We start from the raw sequence: 23,238 nt of genomic DNA on the forward strand, positions 1-23,238 counted from the left end.
GAGGCGGCAAGGTTACTCCTTTGCCGCCTCTTTCAGTTTATACAGCATGTCGAGCGCTTCGCGCGGGGTCAGCTCATCCGGCATGATATCCGCCATCATCGTGTCCAACGGCGAGGTCTTTGGCGCAGGCGGTGGCGGGGCAGGGGTGGTTGCAAAAAGCGGCAAATCGTCGATCAACGTCTTCTGCGTTGCACCGCCCTCGCGTTCGCCTTTTTCCAACGCTTCGAGCACCACGCGTGCCCGCGCGATCACGCTGAGGGGCAACCCGGCGAGCTGTGCCACCTGCACGCCGTAAGAACGATCCGCTGCGCCCTTCTTCACTTCGTGAAGAAAGATCACCTCGCCCTCCCATTCCTTCACCGTGACGGTTGCATTGGCGACGCCGTCCAGCTTACCGGCCAATGCCGTCATCTCGTGGTAATGGGTGGCGAAGAGTGCGCGTGCGCGATTGACGTCGTGCAGATGTTCCAATGTGGCCCAGGCAATCGACAGCCCGTCGTAAGTCGCCGTGCCGCGCCCGATCTCGTCCAGGATCACCAGGGCCCGGTCATCCGCCTGGTTGAGGATTGCTGCTGTCTCGACCATCTCGACCATGAAGGTCGAGCGCCCGCGCGCCAGATCGTCCGAGGCACCAACCCGGCTGAACAGCTGGCTGACCACCCCGATATGGGCCGATGTGGCAGGCACATAGCTGCCCATTTGCGCGATGAGCGCGATGAGCGCGTTCTGCCGAAGATAAGTTGATTTACCCGCCATGTTCGGGCCGGTCAGCAGCCAGATCGCTGCGTCATCTTCGGCGCTGAGATTACAGTCATTCGCGATGAACGGCGTGCCGCCTTGTTGCTTGAGTGCGTGTTCCACAACGGGATGACGTCCGCCAATGATTTCAAAGGCGCGCGAGCTGTCGACAGTCGGGCAACTCCAATCTTCGGCCTGTGCAAGATCCGCGAGCGCGCAGGCCAAATCAATCTCCGCCAACGCGGCAGAGGCGGCGCCGATCGGGCCTGCCTGATCCAGAACGGCCTGCCTCAGCGTTTCGTATAGCGTCCGCTCAAGCTGGTTGGCGTGGTTCCCGGCGTTCAGGATCCGGGTCTCGAGATCGGATAGCTCGATTGTGGTAAAGCGAACCTGATTGGCTGTCGTTTGCCGGTGAATAAACGTCTCTGACAATGGGGGAGACAGCATTTTTTCCGCGTGTGTCGCGGTCACTTCGACAAAATATCCAAGAACATTGTTATGTTTGATCTTGAGAGACGAAATACCGGTGTCAGAGACAAACTGTGCCTGCATCCCGGCAATAACGCCGCGCCCTTCGTCGCGCAACTTGCGCACCTCGTCGAGCTCGATGCTATAGCCTTGAGCGATAAATCCACCGTCGCGCACCAGAAGAGGAGGTTCCGCCACAAGCGCCTCGTCCAACAGATCGATCAGCGTTTCGTGGCCTTCAAGCCCGCGCCGTGCGGTTTGAAGCAGTCCGGCCATGTCACCACCGTCCAAAAGCGCCACGATCTGTGCGGCCTCTGTCAGCCCATTTCGCACTGCTGCCAGATCGCGTGGTCCTCCCCGGTCGAGCGACAGGCGTGAGAGCGCACGTTCCAGATCCGGTACATTTCGCAACCGCTGACGGATGTCGGCGCGTAGTTTGCTGTTCTCCAGCGTGTAGGTCACGGCCTCTTGCCGGGCGCGAATGGTCTCTAACACCCGGGAAGGCGACGATATCCGGCGCTCCAACAGGCGCGCGCCGCCGGCCGTGGACGTGCGGTCCATCACGGACAAAAGCGTACCACCCCTCCCGCCAGACAATCCTTGGGTCAGCTCAAGGTTGCGCCGGGTCGCGGCGTCGATTTGCACAGTGCGGGCGGATGCTTCGCGCACCGGTTTGCGCAGCAGGGGAAGCTTTCCGCGCTGTGTCAGCTCAAGATAGTCGATCAACGCACCCATTGCTGATACTTCCGCGCGGCCAAAACTGCCGAAACCTTCAAGCGATGAAACGGCGTAGAGCGCGCAGATCCGTTTTTCTGCGCCGGTACTGTCAAAACTCGATCGGGCCAATTCGGTCAGTGCCAGGCCAAATTCTGTCTCTAACTCGCGATGATCCGCGGCTTTTCCCTCGCTCACCAATAGCTCTGATGGAGCAAGCCGGGCCAGCTCTGGGCCCAGACGGGCTGTAGGAACCGCCATGACGTGAAAAGCACCCGTCGAAATATCAACCCACGCCAGCGCGCTGTCATCACGCACTTCGGCAAAGGCCGCAAGGTAGTTGTGTCGCCGCGCTTCAAGCAAGGATTCCTCGGTCAGCGTGCCGGGCGTGACCAGTCGCACCACATCGCGTTTGACCACGGATTTATGGCCGCGCTTTTTCGCCTCGGCCGGGGTTTCCAACTGTTCGCCCACGGCCACGCGAAACCCCTTGCGAATAAGGGTGAGCAGATAGCCCTCGGCAGCGTGGACCGGCACGCCGCACATGGGAATATCCGCGCCATCATGTTTGCCCCTTTTCGTCAACGCGATGTCCAGCGCCTCTGCGGCCGCGACCGCATCATCAAAGAACAACTCGTAGAAATCGCCCATTCGGTAGAACAGCAACGCATCGGGATAGCCCGCCTTGATCTCAAGGTATTGGGCCATCATGGGCGTGACGGTGCCAGTGCTCATTCGCATCTCCCTCGTGCTCCTTGTCTCTACAAAACCGCGGGGAGGGAGGGAAGGGTCATCGCCCATTGGTGGGGCGCGTCGATAGTGTTAACGATAAGTTAACGACACCCAAAGGCTCGGAAAGCCCGTGCGCAACAAGATCGAGTTCAGTGCGGATCCCGCGGAGATTTTCGCAAACCCATGGCGCACGCCAGGGATCACGCTTGCCGCGCCGCCGAGCTTTATCTGGAGAGAGGCCCCGGCGGCACGGATTGCGGGCTTTGGCGCCAGCGCGCATCCCGCAATCAGTCGCCGGATCGGCGAGGTGGTCACCCACACCCAACGGCACCGACAGATGCCGCGTGCTTTTGTGTTCAACGCACAACCGATGATCGTCGAGGATCTCAATATCCGCAAAAGCCATGCATTTGTAGGCGAGCGCGCGTTACTCAAGGGGGCGTCGGGCACGCGCCTGATCAATCAATACCGATGGGAAGATCCCGGACTACGCGACGCGCGCACGGCTGCGCTTGATACATTCTTTGCTGAATGCCGCATGCAGAATGCAGGGGCAGTGTTACGTGTGGGCGTCCCGCCCGAATACGTTCCCATTGTGATCGAGTGTCGCAATACCTTCAATTTCTTCCATTTCATCACCGAATCCCTTGCGCAACTCACCCTTTTTGATGGTCTCTCGGAGGGGCGAGAGATAGTTTTTCACTACCCGCACAGCGACGATAAGCATCGCGCCTTCACCGAGGGCTTTGCGGATGCGCTGTTTCCCGAACTGGTCGGACGGATTCGGTTTTCCCGAGCGCCAGCGCAATACAATATGGCGCTGACCGGCTACGACATGCTGAGCGCCGTATCGCAGATGCCGCTGGATCCCGAATTGACCGGGATGATGGGTCAGGACGCGGCGCCGGGCACTGTCGACTTCCAACCGACCCTCGCCATGAACAGCGTGAGCGAAACGATCCTGCGCCTGCGTGCCCGGGGCCTCAAGGCGGTGGCGGCGCATACGGGGGACTTGCCACGCCGTATCTATGTGGGCAGGCGCGATGACCACGCCCGCGCCCGTCCCGTCGCGGGGGAGGCGCGTCTGCTGGAACATCTTGCGCTTTTCGGGTTCGAGACTATTGCGTTTGAGGATTACAGCCCGCTGGACCAGATCGCTCTGATGGCGGGAGCGGAGATCGTGATCGCACCGCACGGCGCTGGTCTCACGCATATGATGTTTGCCCGGTCGGATTGCCACGTGATCGAATTGGGTACATTGCAGACAGCGCAACATCGCTGGGCAGACTTCTGGCCCCTGGCGCATGCCGCGCAGTGTCGCTTTGTCAGCTTTTTTGCGGATTTCAATTCCCAAAACCCCAGTATAGAGCCTGACTTCAGCGAAGACGGACTTGTCCCCACGGCATTGTCGGATGCGGCGATTGCCCAGATCCTCAGCTATGTGGTCTGCGTTCTTGGGCATGTGCCTGATCTGCCCTCAGCGGATGCGGTGCAAAGCCTTGCACAACGGCTGCTGCGGATGGATCTGCCGGACCGCGCACTTGCGCTGCTTGACGCACACAAGCATCTCACGGAAGCAAGCGGCGCGCTGTGTCTCACTTTGGCGGATTGCCACAAAGCGTTGGACTCCCCCAAATCAGAGCTTCTTGCGCTGGACCGGGCTTTCAAGCTGGATCCTGACCGCTGGCAGACGTTGGTGCGCATCATCTGGTGTGCCAACCGGGTGGAGCGTCCGCAGGTCATACGCTGGGCGCTCTCAAGGCTTGAGCGGGATTTTCCCGACCGCCACGACGCTTTTGTCGCCAATCATGCGTGGGTTCGCTACGTCGCGTGATTGTCTGTCACGTACGGGGCGGCTATCAGGGGCGAAACAAAGCGAAAGATCTAGCCCGTGACAAAGAATAAAGTGACCGCCGAAGAGGCGCTGGCCTTCCACCTTGAACCGACACCCGGAAAGTTCGAGATTTCCGCCACCGTCCCGATGACCACGCAGCGTGATCTGTCGCTGGCCTATTCGCCGGGTGTCGCAGTGCCCTGCGAATCCATCGCTGCCGATCCGCAGCTGGCCTATGACTATACCAACAAGGGTAATCTGGTTGCCGTGATCTCGAACGGGACGGCGGTGCTGGGTTTGGGCAACCTTGGCGCGCTGGCATCCAAACCGGTGATGGAAGGCAAGGCGGTTCTGTTCAAACGCTTCGCTGACGTCAATTCGATCGATATCGAGCTCGATACCGAAGATCCCGATGCGTTCTGCGCCGCCGTGAAGCTGATGGGCCCGACCTTTGGCGGTATCAACCTTGAGGATATCAAGGCGCCCGAATGTTTCATCATCGAACAGCGCCTCAAGGAAGAAATGGACATCCCCGTCTTCCACGACGACCAGCACGGCACGGCGGTGATCTGTGCGGCGGGTCTGCTTAATGCGCTGAAGCTGTCGGGGAAGAAGATCGAGGACGTGCGGATTGTGCTGAACGGGCCGGGGCAGCGGGCATCGCTTGTCTGGAGCTGCTCAAGGCCATGGGCGCGCGGCACCAGAATTGCATCATGTGTGATACCAAGGGCGTGATATATCAGGGCCGCACCGAGGGCATGAACCAGTGGAAATCGGCCCACGCCGTCGCGACCGAGGCGCGCACGCTGGCCGAGGCGATGGATGGGGCCGACGTGTTCCTCGGCGTGTCGGTCAAGGGGGCGGTGACGCCCGCTATGGTCGAAAGCATGGCAGATGATCCGGTGATCTTTGCCATGGCGAACCCAGACCCCGAGATTACGCCCGAAGAGGCGCACGCCGTACGGGCCGACGCCATCGTGGCCACGGGGCGCAGTGACTATCCCAACCAAGTCAATAACGTGCTGGGCTTTCCCTATCTCTTCCGCGGGGCGCTCGACATCAACGCCCGTGCGATCAACGACGAGATGAAGATAGCCTGCGCCCATGCGCTGGCCAACCTCGCGCGGGAGGACGTGCCGGATGAGGTCGCGCTCGCCTACGGCAAGAACCTCACGTTCGGGCGGGATTACATCATTCCCACGCCGTTCGATCCGCGCCTGATCCACCGGATTCCGCCCGCTGTCGCCAAGGCCGGGATGGACACCGGCGCCGCGCGACGCCCGATCATCGACATGGATGCCTATGAGGCGAGCCTGAAATCCCGGCTCGACCCGACCGCTAATATCATGCGCGGCATCTTTGCCCGCGCTCGTGCCAATCAGGCCCGCATGATCTTTGCCGAAGGGGACGATCCCAAGGTTCTGCGCGCCGCCGTGATGTACCAACGTCAGGGTCTGGGAAAAGCACTTGTCGTCGGGCGCAGCGACGATGTGAGGGCCAAGCTTGTCGCCTCCGGCCTCGAGGACGCGGTGCGCGAGTTGGAGGTTGTGAATGCGGCCAATACCCAGCACCTCGATCTCTACAAATCCTATCTCTACAGTAGGTTGCAGAGACGCGGTTTTGATACAAAGGACGTGCACCGCCTCGCCGCACGGGACCGGCACGTGTTTGCCGCGCTGATGCTCGCGCATGGCCACGGCGACGGGCTGGTCACCGGGGCCACGCGCAAATCGGCGCATATCCTTGACCGGATCAATCACGTCTTTGACGCCAGCGCAGACGGTGAGGCAACGGGCATTACCGCTGTCCTGCACAAGGGTCGCATCGTGCTGATCGGGGATACGCTTGTACACGAATGGCCTGACCAGAACGACCTTGCCAACATCGCCGTGGCGGGCGCGCGGGTCGCTCGGCATCTGGGGTTGGAGCCGCGCGTGGCGTTTGTCAGTTTCTCCACCTTTGGCTATCCCGTGTCGGAACGGGCCGAGAAAATGCACGTAGCACCCACCGTTCTGGACGCGCGCGGTGTCGATTTCGAATACGAGGGCGAGATGACGGTGGATGTCGCGCTCAACGCCGAAAGCCAGCGCAATTACCCGTTCTCGCGCCTGACGGGGCCTGCGAATATTCTGGTTGTGCCTGCGCGGCACTCTGCCAGCATTTCGGTCAAGCTGATGCAGGAAATGGCCGGGGCGACGGTGATCGGGCCGATCCTCACGGGCCTTGATAAATCAATCCAGATCGCGTCCTCGACCTCGACGGCGAATGACATCCTCAACATGGCGGTGCTTGCGGCCTGCAAGGTCGGCGAATGATCTGGAACCTCGGCTCGATCAATATCGACAAGTTCTATGGCGTCACGCACCACCCGGCGGGCGGCGAAACCCTCGCCGCGCACAGCTTTTCCGAAGGGTTGGGCGGTAAGGGTGCAAACATGTCTGTGGCAGTCGCCCGCGCGGCTGCGCCGGTATCCCACATCGGCGCAATCGGGCGAGAGGGGCGCTGGACCCGTGACCGGCTGTTGGAATACGGGGTCGACACGCCGCATATTCACGAGATTGACGTGCCGACGGGCCACGCGAATATCGTCGTGGACGCCGAGGGCGAGAATACGATCGTGCTGTTTCAGGGCGCCAACGTGCGGCTGACCGAATCCATGATCGGTGCGGCCCTTTCAGAGGCGTCGGCAGGCGATATCCTCTTGATGCAGAACGAGACGAATGGGCAGGAATACGCGTCCCATACCGCGCAAAAACTCGGCCTGCGGGTCGCCTATGCGGCGGCTCCGTTTGATGCGGACGCAGTCGCGCGGTTGGTGGACCGCATCGACATCATGGTTCTCAACGCGATCGAGGCCGCACAGCTGGAGGAAGCGACCGGCGCGCCCCTTTTGGCGCTGGGTATCCGCGACGTGGTGGTGACGTTGGGGGCCGACGGATGCAAATGGATCTCGGATCAAGGCGAGCGGGCATTTGAGGCCTATCCCGCGCAGCCCGTTGATACGACGGGCGCAGGAGACACCTTTACCGGTTATCTGCTCGCCGGTCTGGACAGGGGGCTCGGGATGGAGGTGTCGATTGATCTGGCGCTCAAGGCGGGCACGCTCATGGTCATGCGCCACGGCACGGCAGATGTGATCCCGGACCTCAAGGAGATCCAGGATCACTTTGGCCTTTAGCTTGCGAAGGGCGCAGCACTGCCCCAGAGCTGTTTGACACGCTGATCGCGCCCGCAAGCCTCGCGGTAAGCCTTGTAGGCTGACGCCTGCCGTTTTGGGCCAAACCGGGTCAGGACCAGCTTGGTCCCCTTGTAGTAATCCTGATGATATTCCTCAGCGGGATAGAAGGTTTGCGCATCCAGAATTGGCGTCACGATGTCCTGGCCAAGGGCGGTCTGCGCATCTGCCTTGGCTTTTGCGGCAGCTTCCATTTGTGCGTCGGTCGCAAAAATCGCGGTGCGATAGCTTTCGCCACGATCGCAGAACTGCCCGCCCGCGTCCGTTGGATCGACGGAGCGGAAGAAGAGATCAAGGATCTTCCCCGCGCTGATCACGCCGGGGTCAAAGGTGATCTGTACGGCCTCGTAATGGCCGGTGCCGCCCCCGGTAACCTCCTTGTAGGTAGGTTCCGCGGCCGCGCCGCCGGTATAGCCGGACACTGCATCCGTGACGCCCTCGACCTTTTCGAAATCAGCCTCCACGCACCAGAAACATCCACCGGCGACGGTAATTGTTTCGGTACCGGCCGCGCGGCTTTCGTTCGCCTGGGTCATCAGACCAACGACGATCAGTGTGGCAAGGGCGATCGTCTTGAAATTCGTGAATGTCATCATCGCAACGTTCTCCTTTTTTCTGACAATGCTCCTGATATAGGCGGTTGCACAATGGCTGTAGCCAAATCTCACACAGGGGTGAAAGCGGTTTACCTCGGCGTGCACAATGCCCAAGGTCGACCCCGAAATACGATCCGCCGGAGGGAGACAGCCATGCGCATCGCAATGTGGTCCGGGCCACGCAATCTGAGCACGGCGATGATGTACGCCTTTGGTAACCGGGCGGACATGCAGATCATGGATGAACCCTTCTATGCTGCCTATCTGGCGCAAACCAGGGCGGATCATCCAATGCGCGCGGAAATCCTTGCGGCACACGATTGCGATCCGCTTAGCGTGGCCAATCGCTGCGCGGTACAGGGCGCGCCACATCTCTACATGAAACACATGCCGCACCACATGCTCCCCGGTTTTCCGCTGGAATGGGCAGAGGGATGCGTGAATGTGCATCTGATCCGCCATCCTGCCCGTGTGATTGCAAGCTACGCAGCCAAGCGCGAAGCGCCGAGCCTTGCCGATATCGGCTTTGTCCAGCAAACCGCGCTGTTCGAGCGGCTGGGTGGGGTCGTGATCGACAGCGCCGATATCCGTGAGGATCCCGAGGGGATGTTGCGCGCGCTCTGTGCGGCGATCGGCATCCCCTTTGATCCTGCAATGCTGCACTGGCGCGCTGGTCCGCGTCCGCAGGACGGTGTCTGGGCGCGCCACTGGTATAACGCCGTGCACAAGAGCACCGGTTTTGCCGCAGCCGAAGGCCCTTTGCCTGATGTAGGCGAGGAACTGCGTCCAATCCTTGCAGCCGCGCTGCCGCACTACGAAGGGTTACACCGTCAGCGGCTTTCCCCGTGAAAGGCGCAAAAATTCGCCTAGATATTCATGCATGTTAAAGATGTCGCCCCTTACACTTGGGGCAGTGCTAACAAATTTGCGGTAACGAGTGCGTGGTCCGGGGTGTCATCCCCCCGGGCCAATTTTTTTTGAAACTTTCCTGCCTGGCCGCCCGTGGGTCTAGCAGAACAAACGCACAAGGAGTGTTTCAATGAAGACGTTTATCACAGCTGCCCTCGCCCTTACCCTGTCCGCTGGTATCGCCAGCGCCGCCGGTCACGCCACACCGATGGTTGAAGCGGCCAATCAGGACGTCTCGAACGGCGTCGTAAGCGCCTCCAAGGTTGTTGCTGCCGAAAACGGCTGGCTGGTGGTCCACCGGACCGACGCCGAGATGAAACCGGGCCCCGTCGTCGCCTACGCGCCGCTGCGTGCCGGTGAAACCGCCGACGTCGCCGCCATCCTGCAGGAAGAGGTCGCATCGGGTGACATGCTGATGCTGATGGTTCACGCGGAACAGGGCGGCACGGCAACCGGCGTGTTCGAATACACTCTCGGTGCGAAGGAAGACGGCCCGATCCGCATTGATGACAAGCTGGTAATGACCGTCATTACCGCCGATTAAGCGCCAAACTTTTACAAAGAAAGGCCCGCCGCGTCAGAGGACACGGCGGGCCTTTTCATGTGTGCAGCTTATTATTTCATCCGGCGATTGCGCGCCGCCAGCAGCTTCAGACGCAGTGCATTCAACTGGATAAAGCCTGCCGCGTCTTTTTGATCGTAAGCGCCGGCGTCGTCCTCGAACGTCACATGCGCCTCGGAATAGAGACTGTGATCCGACCAGCGACCCACGCAGGTCGCCGCCCCTTTGTAGAGTTTCAGACGCACCGTGCCGGTGACGTGCTCCTGGCTCTTGTCGATGGCGGCCTGCAGCATCTCACGCTCTGGCGAGAACCAGAAACCGTTATAGATCAGCTCAGCGTAGCGCGGCATCAGGCTGTCCTTGAGGTGGCCCGCGCCCGAATCCAGTGTGATCTGTTCGATCCCGCGGTGCGCTTCCAGAAGGACGGTGCCGCCCGGCGTCTCGTAGATGCCGCGCGATTTCATCCCTACAAATCGGTTTTCGACAAAATCCAGACGCCCGATCCCGTGTTTGCCGCCCAGCTCGTTAAGCTTGGTCAGGATCGTCGCAGGGCTCATCGCTTCGCCATTGATCGACACGGCATCGCCGCGCTCGAAGCCGACTTCGATGAATTCGGGCGTGTCCGGCGCATCTTCGGGGGCAACCGTGCGCTGGTAGACGTAATCAGGCGCGGGTTCTGCCGGATCTTCCAGCACTTTGCCCTCGGAGGAGGTGTGCAGCAGGTTGGCATCCACCGAAAACGGGGCCTCGCCGCGCTTGTCCTTGGCGACGGGGATCTGGTTTTGCTCCGCGAATTCCAGCAGTTTGGTCCGGCTGGACAAATCCCACTCCCGCCAGGGCGCGATCACCTTGATGTCGGGGTTGAGCGCGTAGGCGGCGAGTTCAAAGCGGACCTGATCGTTGCCCTTACCGGTTGCGCCGTGGGCCACGGCGTCGGCGCCGGTCTCTGCCGCGATCTCGACCAGACGTTTGGAAATCAGCGGTCGCGCGATCGAGGTGCCCAGCAGATACAGACCCTCATAAAGCGCATTGGCGCGGAACATCGGGAACACGAAGTCACGCACGAATTCCTCGCGCACGTCCTCGATATAGATCTCGGACGCGCCCATCATCTCGGCCTTGGCGCGCGCTGGCTCCAGCTCTTCGCCCTGTCCCAGATCGGCGGTAAAGGTCACGACCTCGCAGCCATATTCGGTTTGCAGCCACTTCAGGATGATCGAGGTATCAAGACCGCCGGAATAGGCGAGCACGACTTTCTTGGGCGCGGACATCTGTTTTTCCTTTGTCGGGTTTCGCGCGGTCGTTATCGGTTTTTGTGTCGCACGGCAAGGTTGATCGGGCTATGACAGGCCATTGCAGAGGGGCCCGGCACCATGAGCGAAGACTTCCAGATGGCGGCAATTGCCGCGACCCGTGCGATGCGCGGGGTGTTCCCCGCGACACCTCTGTTGCGCAACGAGATGTTGTCGGAGCGGTACGACGCCGACATCTGGCTCAAGCGCGAAGACCTCAGCCCGGTGCGATCCTACAAGCTGCGCGGCGCGTTCAACGCCATGCGCAAGCGTGTGGCGGAGCAATCGCTGTTTGTCTGCGCCAGTGCGGGCAATCACGCGCAGGGCGTTGCGTTCATGTGCAGCCATTTTGGTGTACGCGGTGTGATCTTCATGCCGGTGACGACGCCGCAGCAAAAGATTCAGAAAACCAAGATGTTCGGCGGCGACAATATCGAAGTCCGTCTGGTCGGTGACTATTTCGACTTATGCCTCAAGGCCGCGCAGGCCTTTTGCGCGGAGGAAGGTGCGTACTTCCTGTCGCCCTTCGACGACGACGACGTGATCGAGGGGCAGGCCTCCGTCGCGGTGGAGATAGAGGATCAGTTGGGCGCTTTGCCAGATCATATTATCCTGCCCGTGGGTGGGGGCGGATTGTCTGCCGGGATGCGCGGGTTTTTCGGGGATCGCTGTGGCTGGACCTACGTTGAGCCAACGGCGGCGCCCTCTCTTGATGCCGCGTTGCAAGCGGGTGCGCCGGTCGATCTGTCGCCCATCGGGAATTTTGTCGACGGCGCCGCAGTCGCCAAGATCGGCGCGCGCACCTTTGAATGGTTGCGCGACGTGCCGCGCGAAAGCGTCGTGCACCTAAGCGATGACCGTATCTGCACCACCATCGTCGAAATGCTTAATGTCGAGGGCATCGTGCTTGAACCCGCAGGCGCGATGAGTATCAACGTGCTCGACGAGGTGCGCGAGGTCATCAGGGGCAAAACGGCTGTCTGCGTTGCCACCGGAGGCAATTTCGATTTCGAACGTCTGCCGGAAGTGAAGGAACGCGCCCAGCGCTACTCCGGCCTGATCAAATATTTCATCCTGCGCCTGCCGCAGCGCCCCGGCGCGCTCAAGGATTTCCTCAATCTGCTGGGTCCGCAGGACAATATCACCCGATTTGAGTACATGAAGAAATCGGCGCGCAACTTCGGCTCGGTCCTGATCGGGATCGAAACCGACGATCCCGGCAACTTTGCCCCGATGTTCGCGGCGATGGATGACGCCGGGTTTACCTATACAGATATCACCAATGATGAGACCGTGGCCCAGTTCGTCATCTAGGGAGGGATTCATGGACATCAGCGGCAAAAGCATGGTCATCACCGGGGGCGCGTCGGGCATTGGCGCCGCGCTCGCCCTCCGTGCGGCGGGGGCCGGTGCGCGGGTTTGTATCGCGGATCTGAACCTCAATGCGGCCCAAACGCTGGCACAAGAGATCGGCGGCATCGCCGTCGTCTGCGATGTTTCGCAAGAGGCACAAATCATCGCGGCGATTGGCGCCGCTGAAAAACTACACGGGCCGGTGGACATATTTGTCTCAAACGCCGGTTTAGGGCGCGGAGATCCCTCCCACGCGGCGTCCGCGCCGGATGCCGATTGGATGCTGAACTGGAACGTGCACGTCATGGCCCATGTCTGGGCCGCGCGGGCGCTGCTGCCCGCGATGATCGCGCGGGGTTCGGGGTATTTCGTGAATGTCGCCTCTGCCGCGGGGCTGCTCAACCAGATCGGCGATGCGGCCTATTCCGCGACCAAACACGCCGCCGTCAGCTTTGCCGAATCGCTCAAGATCACCCATGAGGCGGACGGCATCGGCGTGTCGGTCGTGTGTCCGCAATATGTCGCCACGCCGCTGATCGGTCTGGGTGACCGGGATGCGGCGGGCAATCTGCTGACTGCCGATCAGGTGGCGCAGACGGTCTGGCAGGGTGTTGCCGACGAAACCTTCGTCATCCTGCCGCACCCTGATGTGGGCAAATACAACGCCCTGCGCGGGGCCGATCCGGCGCGCTGGATCAAGGGCATGCAGATGCTGCGCGCAAAGGCACTGGCAGAGCAGGGCGGGATCGAGGTCTCAAGCTTTTACAAGCTGGTTTAACGGCCCTGCCCATTCTCAAGACCCGCGAGAAAGACCAGCTTTGACTCCTCAAAGCTTTCCAGGATCGGGGCGATGGCGATTTCTTCGGCACGCCCCTCCATCGCGCGGCTTTCACCGCTCTGGCACAGCTCCGAAAAACTGGTGAAGCCGAGGTTCATCGCCGACCCTTTCAGCATGTGCAGATCCGCGCCCAGCGTTTCCAGATCAGGCGTATCGCGCAGGCGCCCTATCGTTTCGGACACCTCATCGATAAACAGGGTGACAATATCGGGAAATACCTCCGGCCCGATTTCGTCCTGCAAGCTTTTGATCCGATCCCAATCAATCATCGCGCCCTCCATGAGTTGCGCGTTGATAGAACAAACCTCTTAACAGAGCGTGATAAGTTTCGAGGGCTTTTTGCATTTCACACGGTGTTAACGGCCACCGGACTAGGACGGTCCTACCTTTGAGGATCGGACGTTTATGCTGACCCCTGCACAGTGCTCTTCAGACCCAATCCCCGCCCTGCACGAGGGTGCGATCCGCCATGTGCTGGTGGTTGATGACAGCCGTCTGCAGCGCAAGATCCTGACGGCATCCCTGACCCGTTGGGGGTTTCAAGTGACCGAGGCTGCCTCGGGCGATGAGGCGCTGGACAAGATTTGTGCGTTGCGCCCGGATCTGGTGCTCAGCGATTGGGTCATGCCGGGGATGAGCGGACCTGAACTGTGTCGCCGCGTGCGCGCGGATGCGGAGGCACCCTATTGCTACTTCATCCTGCTGACCACCAAATCAGAAAAGGCGGAGGTCGCGCACGGTCTCGACAGCGGGGCCGATGATTTCCTGACCAAACCCGTCGATAGCAACGAACTGCGTGCGCGCATTACCGCAGGGGAACGACTGCTGGAATTGCAGCGCAATATGGCCATGAGCAATCGCGCGCTTAGCGAGACGCTTGATGAGTTGCAGCGCCTGCACGACCACATCGACAAGGACCTCCAAGAAGCGAAACGTCTGCAACAGAGCCTCATTCGCGAACGATTTCGCCAATTCGACGCCGGGAATCTATCGTTGATGCTCCGTTCGTCGGGTCATGTGGGGGGCGATCTTGTCGGCTTTTTCGACGCGGGCGCCGATCATCTGGGGCTCTTTGCGATTGATGTCTCCGGCCACGGGATCAGCTCTGCGCTGATGACGGCGCGTCTTGCGGGTTATCTTTCCAGTGCGGCGCCCGATCAGAATGTGGCGTTGGAGCGTGACGCACGGGGCGCCCTGCGCCCGCGTGCGCCCGACCTCGTCGTGGCCGAAATGAATGATCTTGTGCTCGACGAGATGGAGACAGAGCATTATTTTACTCTGTTGCTGGGCCATGTCGCGCTGGGCACCGGCCGGGTGACCCTGTGTCAGGCTGGCCACCCGCATCCGGCGGTGCAGCGTCGCGACGGGCGGATCGACCATTTTGGTCCCGGCGGTTTTCCCGTGGGTCTGCTGTCAGGGGTGCAGTTCGAAGCGTTCGAATTCGATCTGACGCCCGGTGACCGCATGCTGATCCTGTCCGACGGTGTGACCGAATGTCCTGGCCCCGATGGCGCCCTGCTTGAGGAAGAGGGCCTCACCGACCTGATGAACTCCCTCAGGGAGGTGTCTGGCCCGCCGTTTCTGGAAGCACTGATCTGGAAACTGACGGAGTTCAATGGCAGCGACGATTTCCCCGACGATGTTTCCGCCATTCTGTTTGAATACGCGCCTCAGCCAAAGGCATAGCGCGTCATGAACATTTGGTCGCCCTCGTTGCCCAGAACCGCGATGGCGTCATCCGCGGACAGCACGAGCGTTTCGTGCAGCGGCTCTGTCGGGGCGTGGATCTGGCGCACGGGATGCGCCACGTAGACATGGCAGATCTTCTCGGCCCACAGATCGTATTCCGGCATATAGACAAAACGTCTGAAGGCGCCCAGGCGTCGGGGTCGTGCAATTGTCCAGCCAAGCTCTTCGCGCACTTCGCGGTGCAGGGCCTGAACCGGGCTTTCGCCCGGATCGATCCCGCCACCGGGAAGCTGGATATCGATGCCGTTGCCGGTTTCAGCCGTCAGCAGGAACCGACCTTTCAACGGCAGGATCGCGTAGGCGCCCGGCCTGCGGATATAGCGCTGCGATGGCAGCGGTGGCGGTCCGATACGGCGGATCATGGGGTGCCCCCTTTTGGTTCAGGCTGATCCGCCCTACATAGTGCCGACACGCGACATTAGGAATGCCCCATGACAGACGCCCCCATCACCGACTGGGACGATACGGTCCTGCCCTTTCAGCTCGATGCCTCCGACATTCGTGGCCGCATCGCGCGGCTTGATACGGCACTGGGCGGAATCCTTGAACAGCACGATTACCCGCCGCAGGTCGAGGCGTTGGTGGCTGAGATGGCATTGCTCACCGCGCTGATCGGCCAGACGATCAAGCTGCGGTGGAAGCTGTCGTTGCAGGTGCAGTCAAAGGGGCCCGTGCGCATGATCGCGACCGATTACTACGGTCCGGAAAAGGAGGGTGGTCCCGCCCGTATCCGTGGCTACGCCAGCTTTGACCGGGACAAGCTGACCGATGGCGCGCCCATCGACCAGATCGGTGAGGGGTATTTTGCGGTGATGATCGACCAAGGCAAGGGCATGACACCCTATCAAGGGATCGCGCCGCTGGTCGGTGGCAGTCTCGCAAAAGCTGCCGAAGCGTATTTTGCCCAGTCCGAACAGCTGCCAACACGGTTTGAACTCAGCTTTGGCAAATCCACCGAAGCGGGCGGCGAGGAACACTGGCGTGGCGGTGGTGTTATGCTGCAGCACATGCCAAAAGCGTCGCCATTTGCCGCCCAGGGGGAGGGCAGCGGCGAGGTTCTGCAAGCCGAGGATCTGGTGCAGGGCGACGAGCGGGAGAACTGGAACCGCGCCAACATCCTGCTCGACACCGTCGACGATCTTGAGCTCATCGGCCCTTCGCTTGAGCCGTCCGGCGTGCTGCTGCGGTTGTTTCACGAAGAACGCCCGCGCGTTTACGATCGCCAGCGCGTACACTTTGGCTGCACCTGTTCCGAGGACCGCGTCCGGCAAAGCCTGTCGATCTATTCCGCCGCCGATATCGAGACGATGACCACGGACGAGGGCGAGGTCACCGCAGACTGCCAGTTCTGCGGCGCACATTACGTGTTGGATCCCAAATCCGTCGGGTTCGAGGCCGAGACATCCTGAGGTGGACCACAGGATCGACCATTTTCGCGCGCGCCTGGCGCAGACCGGTATTGGCTCGTCTGACTTTGATCTGAACCCCGACACCGTTCTGCCAGAAGGGCGCAAGCTGCGCCCAGCCGGTGTGCTTGCCCCGATTGTGCGGAACGGTGATGCGCTGTCGCTGCTGCTGACCAAACGCTCTGCCGCGTTGAAACACCATCCCGGCCAGATCGCCTTCCCCGGTGGCAAGCAAGACGAGAGCGATGCGGATGTGATCGCCGCCGCCCTGCGCGAAGCGCATGAGGAAATCGGCCTGCATCCCGACAATGTCGAGGTGCTTGGCACGCTGGCGCCGCATGAAACCGTCACCAGCTTTTCCGTTACCCCTGTGATCGGTGTGGTCAAATCGCCGTTCGATATCGTGCCTGAGCCCGGCGAGGTCGAAGAAGTCTTTGCCGTGCCGCTCGATCACGTACTCGATCCCGCGAACTATATCGTGGAATCCCGGCGCTGGCGCGGGCAGAAACGCCACTATTTTGTTGTGCCATACGGTCCCTACTACATCTGGGGCGCGACCGCGCGTATGTTGCGGGCATGGTCCGAGACTCTTCAGAATTGATCGACGCGCCCTGGCTGCATGATCCCGGTACGCAAGCCGTCTGCCGCGCGTTGACCGATGCGGGGTTCAGGGCCTGTTTTGTTGGCGGCTGTGTGCGCGACGCGCTGCTGGGCGCGCCGGTCAGCGACGTGGATATCGCCACTGACGCGCTGCCAGAAAGGGTGATTGAGCTAACGACCGCCGCAGGGCTCAAACCCGTGCCCACCGGCATTGATCATGGCACCATCACTGTCGTCGCCGACGGCGTGGGTTATGAGGTCACGACATTTCGCCGCGACGTCGAAACCGACGGGCGCCGCGCCGTTGTCGCATTTTCCACCGATCTGGCCGAGGATGCGCGCCGCCGGGATTTCACGATGAACGCGCTTTATGCCGATCCCGACGGGCGGGTGATTGATCCGCTGGGGGGCCTGCCCGATCTGCACGCCCGCCGCGTGCGATTTATCGAGGACGCCGACCGCCGCATCCGCGAGGATTACCTGCGCGCGCTGCGCTATTTCCGCTTTCACGCGTGGTACGGCGACGATACGCGCGGCATGGACGCCGATGCACTTGCCGCCATCGCCGCCAACCTTGCCGGGTTAGAGACACTTTCTGCCGAACGGATTGGCGCGGAGATAACCAAATTGCTCACCGCGCCCGACCCCTCGACCGCGATGGGCGCGATGGGGCAAACGGGCGTTCTGCAAACGCTTCTGCCCGGCGCGGATGCAAAGCTGGCGCTGCTGGTCATTGACGGCGAAGCCCGGCTTGGCCTCCCGCCCGATTGGCTGCTGCGCCTCGCCGCGCTGGGTGGGCAGGACGTGCCGGACCGCCTGCGCCTGTCGCGCGCGGATACCAAAGAGCTGGCGGTACTGAGGGCAGCGATTAGTGACGGAACATCCCTATTAGAGACCGCTTTTGCTCACGGCGAAACCGCCGCTATCCGTCAGCACCTGTTCAGCGCAGCACTGTCAGAGATGCCGCCGGACGCCGCGGCGCTCAACACCATTCGCCATGCCGCGCGCCAGCGTTTCCCCGTCGCCGCACAGGATCTGATGCCCGCCTTTGCCGGCCCTGCGCTGGGCGCTGAACTCTCCCGGCTGCGCGCGATATGGATCGCGTCGGGCTTCACGCTGGACCGCGCAGCATTGTTGGACCGCTCAACCAAATAGGGCAGTGGCGTAGCCTTTTGCGCCCTAAGCGCGATATGAACACCCAAAGACAATTTTCGGGTGCGGAATGCTGCGATTCTTTGAAAATCTTATTGACCCCTACTGTGATTACCCGGCAGAGGATCGCCCGCCACAACGGCTGTTCCCGTTCTTCATGGGATACAGCAAGCCGTTTCGTGGGGTGTTCATCGCCACTGGCGTGATGTCGATCATCGTTGCCGCGATCGAGGTCGGTCTGATCTATTACATGGGGCGCGTTGTCGATTTGCTGGAGCAAGGGCCACAGGTTGTTTGGGACACCTACGGCGCCGAACTGATCGCCGTCGCGGTATTTATCGTGTTTCTGCGTCCGATTCTTCAGGGTCTGGACGTGGCGTTGATTAACAACGCCATTATGCCCAATTTCGGCACGCTTATCCGCTGGCGGGCGCACCGTCAGGTTCTCAGGCAGTCCGTGGGCTGGTTCGAGAATGACTTTGCCGGTCGCATTGCCAACCGTATCATGCAAACCCCGCCCGCCGCAGGGGAGGTCGTGTTTCAGACATTCGACGCGATCTCCTTTTCGCTCGCCTATCTCATTGGTGCTGCAATCCTGCTGACCAACGCCGACCCGCGGCTGTTGATCCCGCTGGTGATCTGGTTCGCCCTCTACCTTGCCCTGTCGCGCTGGGCGCTGTCGCGCATCGGCCCGGCCTCGCAGGCGGCGTCTGACGCGCGCTCGGCGGTGACGGGGCGTGTGGTGGACGCTTACACCAATATCCACTCGGTCAAGATGTTCGCCCACCACGACCGTGAAGAGCTCTACGCCAAGGAGGCCATCGAAGAGGCCCGTCGCACCTTCCAGATTGAGCAGCGGATTTTCACGGTGATGGATATGTGCCTCGTCGCGCTCAACGGTCTGCTGATCGTTGGTGTTGTCGGTTGGGCGCTGGCGCTGTGGATGCAGGGCACGGCAAGCGTCGGCACGGTCGCGGCGGCCACGGCGCTGACTCTCCGGCTCAATTCGATGACGGCGTGGATCATGTGGGCGCTGTCGGCGTTTTTCCGGCAGCTGGGTGTCGTGGCCGAGGGGATGCAGACGATTGCCCAGCCGATCACGCTGGTCGATGCCCCGGGCGCCAAACCCTTGGAGCTGACCGACGGGCGGATCGAGCTTGACGGGCTCTCGCATCACTACGGGCGCGGGCGCGGCGGGCTTGAGGATGTGACGCTCACAATCCCCGCTGGGCAAAAGATCGGGCTGGTTGGCCGGTCGGGTGCGGGTAAATCCACGTTGGTGAAACTACTGCTACGGTTCTACGACGCCGAGCAGGGCCGCATCCTGATCGACGGGCAGGACATCACTCACGTGACCCAGGACAGCCTGCGCCGCCAGATCGGCATGGTGCAACAGGACAGTGCGCTGCTGCACCGCTCGGTGCGCGAAAACATCCTGTACGGGCGTCCCGACGCGGATGAGGCCGCGATCATCGCCGCCGCGCATGAGGCGCAGGCGCATGACTTCATCCTCGATCTGCAAGACCCCGAAGGGAACGAAGGCTATGCCGCGCGGGTGGGTGAGCGGGGCGTGAAGCTTTCTGGAGGTCAGCGCCAGCGGATCACGCTCGCGCGGGTGATCCTCAAAGACGCGCCGATTCTGTTGCTGGACGAGGCGACAAGCGCGCTCGACAGCGAGGTTGAGGCCGCGATCCAATCCACGCTTTACCAGATGATGGAGGGCAAGACGGTCATCGCCATCGCGCACCGCCTGTCCACCATCGCGCAGATGGATCGGATTCTGGTGCTCGACGAGGGGCGCATCGTGGAGGACGGCGATCACGACGCGCTTTTGGCGCAGGACGGGCTATATGCCCAATTCTGGGCGCGCCAGTCGGGCGGGTTCCTGAATGCTGACGAGGATGATACGCCGTGAACCCGCTCAAGATGATCGATGCCTTCCGCCCCGCCGACGGGCCACCGCCGCAAACGCTGGGCGCGTTCATGGGCTGGTGCCTGTCGGGGGCGTGGCCCGCGCTGATCATCGCTGGCGTGCTCAGCGCCGGTGCGGGCGCGTTGGAGGTGGGCTCCGCGCTCTTCCTCGGCTGGGTGATCGATGCGGCTGTGGCAGGCGGGCCGGATGCGTTCTTTACCGCGACCAACGCGGGTCTGATCACGGCGGCGGCGCTGTTTTTCCTCGTCGCGCGCCCGGTGATGTTCGGCCTGTCGTCAGCGGCCAACGCCATTGTCGTGCAACCAAATGTGAATCCGCTGGTCCTGTCGCGCCTCCACCGCTGGTCGCTGGGCCAGAATGTCAGTTTCTTCGACGATGATTTTGCCGGGCGCATCGCCCAGAAACAGATGCAGGCCGCGCGTGCCGTCACCGATGTCGCTTCTGAGGTCATCAATGTGGTGGCTTTTGCGCTGGCCTCCCTCGTCGGGTCGGTCCTGCTCTTGGGTGGGATCAACTGGTGGGTTTCCATCGGTTTGGCGGTCTGGTTGTGTCTCTACTTCGGGCTCATTCGCTGGTTTTTGCCGCGTATCCGTGCGCGTTCCGCCGCGCGGGCCGGGGCGCGGGCGCTGGTGTCGGGGCAGGTTGTCGATACGATCACCAACATCAAGACGGTCAAGCTGTTCGCCCATCACGAACACGAGGACCGCGCGGCGCTGGGCGCCATGGCGGGCTTTCGCGACCGCGCGCTGGAGTTCGGCTATCTCTCTGCCGGGTTTCGTTTCTGCCTGATGAGCCTTGCGGGCGTGCTACCGGTGCTGCTTATCGGTGCGACGATCCTGCTGTGGCAGCGCGGGTTGGCGAGCGCAGGAGACATTGCCGCGGCTGGGGCCATCTCGATCCGGATTGCGCAGATGACCGGTTGGGTCAGCTTCACGCTCATGGCGATCTATTCCAACATCGGAGAGATCGAGGACGGGATGCGCACGCTTACGCCTCGTGTCAGGCTCGAAAACGCCCCCGACGCGCGGGAGCTGGACGCAGCACACGGCGAGGTCGTGATCGAGGATCTGGGTTTTGCCTACGGACGCGACAGTGGCGGTATCCAAGGGATCAACCTGCGCATCGGCGCGGGCGAAAAGCTGGGCGTGGTAGGCGCGTCGGGCGCCGGGAAATCCACGCTGGTGGCTCTGATGCTGCGGCTCTACGAGGCGGAGCGCGGGCGCATCGCCATCGACGGGCAGGATATTCGCGAGGTCACGCAGGAAAGCCTGCGCCGCAATATCGCGATGGTCACGCAGGAAACCGCGATGTTCAACCGCTCCGCCCGCGACAACATCCTTTACGGGCGCCCCGACGCGAGCGAGGCGGATCTGATCGATGCCGCCAAGAAAGCCGAGGCGCATGAATTCATCGAAGGGTTGCAGGATCACAAGGGTCGCACCGGCTATGACGCGCATCTGGGCGAGCGGGGTGTGAAGCTTTCGGGCGGTCAACGCCAGCGTATCGCGCTCGCCCGCGCGATCATCAAGGACGCGCCGATCCTTGTGCTGGACGAGGCGACAAGCGCGCTGGACAGCGAGGTCGAGGCGTCGATCCAATCCGCGCTTGAACGTGTGATGGAAGGCAAGACCGTCATGGCCATCGCGCACCGCCTGTCGACGCTCAAGGAGATGGACCGCATCGTCGTGCTCGATCAGGGGCGCATTGCCGAACAGGGCACGCACGCGGAACTGCTGGCACTGCGCGGCCTCTATGCGCAGTATTGGGATAGTCAGTCGGGCGGCTTTCTGGATCTGAAGGCCGCGGAATAGGGTCTGGTTTTATGCGACCGCCCGCAGTAGGGCAGGGGCATGACCGAATACACAATCCAACGTCTGGGCCAGCACGGCGACGGGATCGCCCCCGGCCCCTTGTTCGCGCCCATGACCCTGCCGGGCGAGGTGATCTCTGCCACGCCGCAGGGCGATCAGCTGAGCGATATTCGTATCCTGACGCCCTCGGCGGATCGGGTCAGCCCGCCGTGTCGGCATTTCAAATCCTGCGGCGGGTGTCAGTTGCAGCATGCCGCCGATCCGTTGGTGGCAGCATGGAAGACCGACGGGATAATCCGCGCGCTGGGCGCTCAGGGGATCGAGGCCGAGGTTCGTCCTATCGTGACCTCTCCGCGCAATAGTCGCCGCCGGGCAACCCTCGCCGCGCGCCGGACCAAGAAGGGTGCGATGGTGGGCTTTCACGGACGCGCCTCCGGCACGATCATCGAGATCCCCGATTGCCAGTTGCTCGACTCCGCGCTGATGCCCGCGATCCCACTGGCCGAAGCCCTGGCCATCTCGGGAGCCAGCCGCAAGGCGCCTTTGGCATTGACCGTGACGGTTGGGGAAAGTGGGCTTGATGTCTCCGTGACCGGTGGCAAAACCCTCGACGGTCCGCTGCGTCAAACGCTCGCCGCGATTTGTGAGGCGCACGGCTGTGACCGGTTAACGTGGGAGGATGAGACCGTCGCCCAGCGCACCCCGCCCGTCGTACGTTTTGACGGGATCGGGGTCACCCCGCCACCCGGCGGGTTCCTGCAAGCGACGGTACACGGCGAAGAAAGCCTGCGCCGTGCGGTAACCGAGGCCGTTGGAGAAGCTGCCCGCATCGTCGATCTTTTTGCCGGCTGTGGCACCTTTGCGCTGCCTTTGGCGCGCGGTGCCGAGGTGACGGCAGTTGAAGGCAGTGCCGACATGATAGCCGCGCTCGATCACGGATGGCGACAGGCCAAGGGTCTCAAGACACTGCGCGCGGTCGCCCGCGATCTCTTCCGCCGCCCGCTGCTGCCGGATGAATTCAAAAAGATCGACGCTGTGGTCATTGATCCGCCGCGCGCCGGTGCCGAAGCACAGACAGCCGAAATTGCCCGCGCACAGGTGCCGCGCATCGCTTTTGTCTCGTGCAATCCAGTGACATTCGCGCGGGACGCCAACATACTGATTTCTGCGGGGTATAGGCTCGACTGGGTGCAGCCGGTGGATCAGTTTCGCTGGTCGGCGCATACGGAATTGGCCGCGCAGTTTACCCTGACGTGACAGTGTCGCAACAAATGGCCGATACCTGACGATGACGTCTTTGTGAAACAGTGCGCTTT

The 23,238-nt window shown here is 61.8% G+C and carries 18 protein-coding genes and 1 pseudogene; 14 read left to right on the top strand and 5 right to left on the bottom strand.

Features of this window, described 5'->3' with window-relative positions:
- Window positions 1–12: 12 nt before the first annotated feature.
- Entirely contained in the window at window positions 13–2,655 is a 2,643-nt protein-coding gene (gene mutS / locus KDD17_RS14965; protein ID WP_254796816.1) for a DNA mismatch repair protein MutS, read from the bottom strand.
- 127 nt (window positions 2,656–2,782) lie between these two features.
- On the opposite strand from mutS, the gene KDD17_RS14970 reads away from it, so the two are divergent.
- From KDD17_RS14970 to KDD17_RS14980, 3 genes and pseudogenes are all read left to right on the top strand, one after another.
- Complete coding sequence (locus KDD17_RS14970) at window positions 2,783–4,486, top strand: glycosyltransferase family 61 protein (RefSeq protein ID WP_212704389.1); 1,704 nt, start codon at window positions 2,783–2,785, stop codon at window positions 4,484–4,486.
- A 57-nt stretch (window positions 4,487–4,543) separates the two neighbouring features.
- A pseudogene (locus KDD17_RS14975) lies at window positions 4,544–6,801 on the top strand (NADP-dependent malic enzyme).
- The gene (locus KDD17_RS14980) at window positions 6,798–7,664 is read left to right on the top strand and encodes a ribokinase (protein WP_212704390.1); all 867 of its coding nucleotides are present in this window, start codon (window positions 6,798–6,800) and stop codon (window positions 7,662–7,664) included. Before KDD17_RS14975 ends, KDD17_RS14980 begins: the two are co-directional and overlap by 4 nt.
- On the opposite strand, the gene msrA is transcribed toward KDD17_RS14980, so the two are convergent.
- Complete coding sequence (gene msrA / locus KDD17_RS14985) at window positions 7,661–8,317, bottom strand: peptide-methionine (S)-S-oxide reductase MsrA (protein ID WP_212704391.1); 657 nt, start codon at window positions 8,315–8,317, stop codon at window positions 7,661–7,663. The genes KDD17_RS14980 and msrA overlap by 4 nt on opposite strands.
- A gap of 153 nt (window positions 8,318–8,470) precedes the next feature.
- Here msrA and KDD17_RS14990 point away from each other — a divergent pair, with 153 nt between their 5' ends.
- Window positions 8,471–9,166, top strand: a complete 696-nt coding sequence (locus tag KDD17_RS14990; protein ID WP_212704392.1) for a sulfotransferase-like domain-containing protein — start codon at window positions 8,471–8,473, stop codon at window positions 9,164–9,166.
- 190 nt (window positions 9,167–9,356) lie between these two features.
- Entirely contained in the window at window positions 9,357–9,770 is a 414-nt protein-coding gene (locus KDD17_RS14995) for a DUF7282 domain-containing protein (protein ID WP_212704393.1), read from the top strand.
- A gap of 71 nt (window positions 9,771–9,841) precedes the next feature.
- On the opposite strand, the gene KDD17_RS15000 is transcribed toward KDD17_RS14995, so the two are convergent.
- Entirely contained in the window at window positions 9,842–11,059 is a 1,218-nt protein-coding gene (locus tag KDD17_RS15000; RefSeq protein ID WP_212704394.1) for an argininosuccinate synthase, read from the bottom strand.
- Between the two features lie 102 nt (window positions 11,060–11,161).
- On the opposite strand from KDD17_RS15000, the gene ilvA reads away from it, so the two are divergent.
- Together ilvA and KDD17_RS15010 are read left to right on the top strand one after the other, a co-directional pair.
- Complete coding sequence (ilvA, locus tag KDD17_RS15005) at window positions 11,162–12,394, top strand: threonine ammonia-lyase IlvA (RefSeq protein ID WP_212704395.1); 1,233 nt, start codon at window positions 11,162–11,164, stop codon at window positions 12,392–12,394.
- A gap of 10 nt (window positions 12,395–12,404) precedes the next feature.
- Window positions 12,405–13,211: an SDR family NAD(P)-dependent oxidoreductase gene (locus tag KDD17_RS15010; RefSeq protein ID WP_212704396.1), complete on the top strand. Its 807-nt coding sequence runs from the start codon at window positions 12,405–12,407 to the stop codon at window positions 13,209–13,211.
- On the opposite strand, the gene KDD17_RS15015 is transcribed toward KDD17_RS15010, so the two are convergent.
- Entirely contained in the window at window positions 13,208–13,540 is a 333-nt protein-coding gene (locus tag KDD17_RS15015; RefSeq protein ID WP_212704397.1) for an Hpt domain-containing protein, read from the bottom strand. The two genes, KDD17_RS15010 and KDD17_RS15015, sit on opposite strands and share 4 nt — an antisense overlap.
- 136 nt (window positions 13,541–13,676) lie before the next feature.
- Here KDD17_RS15015 and KDD17_RS15020 point away from each other — a divergent pair, with 136 nt between their 5' ends.
- The gene (locus KDD17_RS15020) at window positions 13,677–14,957 is read left to right on the top strand and encodes a PP2C family protein-serine/threonine phosphatase (RefSeq protein WP_212704398.1); all 1,281 of its coding nucleotides are present in this window, start codon (window positions 13,677–13,679) and stop codon (window positions 14,955–14,957) included.
- Here the strand turns inward: KDD17_RS15020 and KDD17_RS15025 are convergent.
- Window positions 14,942–15,382 carry an NUDIX domain-containing protein gene (locus KDD17_RS15025; protein ID WP_212704399.1) on the bottom strand — a complete coding sequence of 147 codons (441 nt, stop codon included), beginning with the start codon at window positions 15,380–15,382 and terminating at the stop codon, window positions 14,942–14,944. The two genes, KDD17_RS15020 and KDD17_RS15025, sit on opposite strands and share 16 nt — an antisense overlap.
- Before the next feature lie 69 nt (window positions 15,383–15,451).
- Between KDD17_RS15025 and hslO the strand changes: the two genes are divergently transcribed.
- From hslO to KDD17_RS15055, 6 genes are all read left to right on the top strand, one after another.
- Window positions 15,452–16,429 (top strand): Hsp33 family molecular chaperone HslO, encoded by a 978-nt coding sequence (gene hslO, locus KDD17_RS15030; protein ID WP_212704400.1) that lies wholly within the window; start codon window positions 15,452–15,454, stop codon window positions 16,427–16,429.
- A gap of 1 nt (window position 16,430) precedes the next feature.
- Entirely contained in the window at window positions 16,431–17,027 is a 597-nt protein-coding gene (locus KDD17_RS15035) for a CoA pyrophosphatase (protein WP_212704401.1), read from the top strand.
- The gene (locus KDD17_RS15040; protein ID WP_212704402.1) at window positions 17,003–18,181 is read left to right on the top strand and encodes a CCA tRNA nucleotidyltransferase; all 1,179 of its coding nucleotides are present in this window, start codon (window positions 17,003–17,005) and stop codon (window positions 18,179–18,181) included. Before KDD17_RS15035 ends, KDD17_RS15040 begins: the two co-directional genes overlap by 25 nt.
- Window positions 18,182–18,248: 67 nt before the next feature.
- Window positions 18,249–20,093 carry an ABC transporter ATP-binding protein gene (locus tag KDD17_RS15045; RefSeq protein WP_212704403.1) on the top strand — a complete coding sequence of 615 codons (1,845 nt, stop codon included), beginning with the start codon at window positions 18,249–18,251 and terminating at the stop codon, window positions 20,091–20,093.
- Between the two features lie 11 nt (window positions 20,094–20,104).
- Window positions 20,105–21,922, top strand: coding sequence for an ABC transporter ATP-binding protein (locus KDD17_RS15050; protein ID WP_254796974.1), 1,818 nt, complete (start codon window positions 20,105–20,107; stop codon window positions 21,920–21,922).
- Between the two features lie 39 nt (window positions 21,923–21,961).
- Complete coding sequence (locus KDD17_RS15055; protein ID WP_212704404.1) at window positions 21,962–23,179, top strand: class I SAM-dependent RNA methyltransferase; 1,218 nt, start codon at window positions 21,962–21,964, stop codon at window positions 23,177–23,179.
- Window positions 23,180–23,238 lie beyond the last annotated feature (59 nt).

This window comes from Sulfitobacter albidus, assembly GCF_018200035.1.
In the GTDB taxonomy this organism is placed as follows: domain Bacteria; phylum Pseudomonadota; class Alphaproteobacteria; order Rhodobacterales; family Rhodobacteraceae; genus Sulfitobacter; species Sulfitobacter albidus.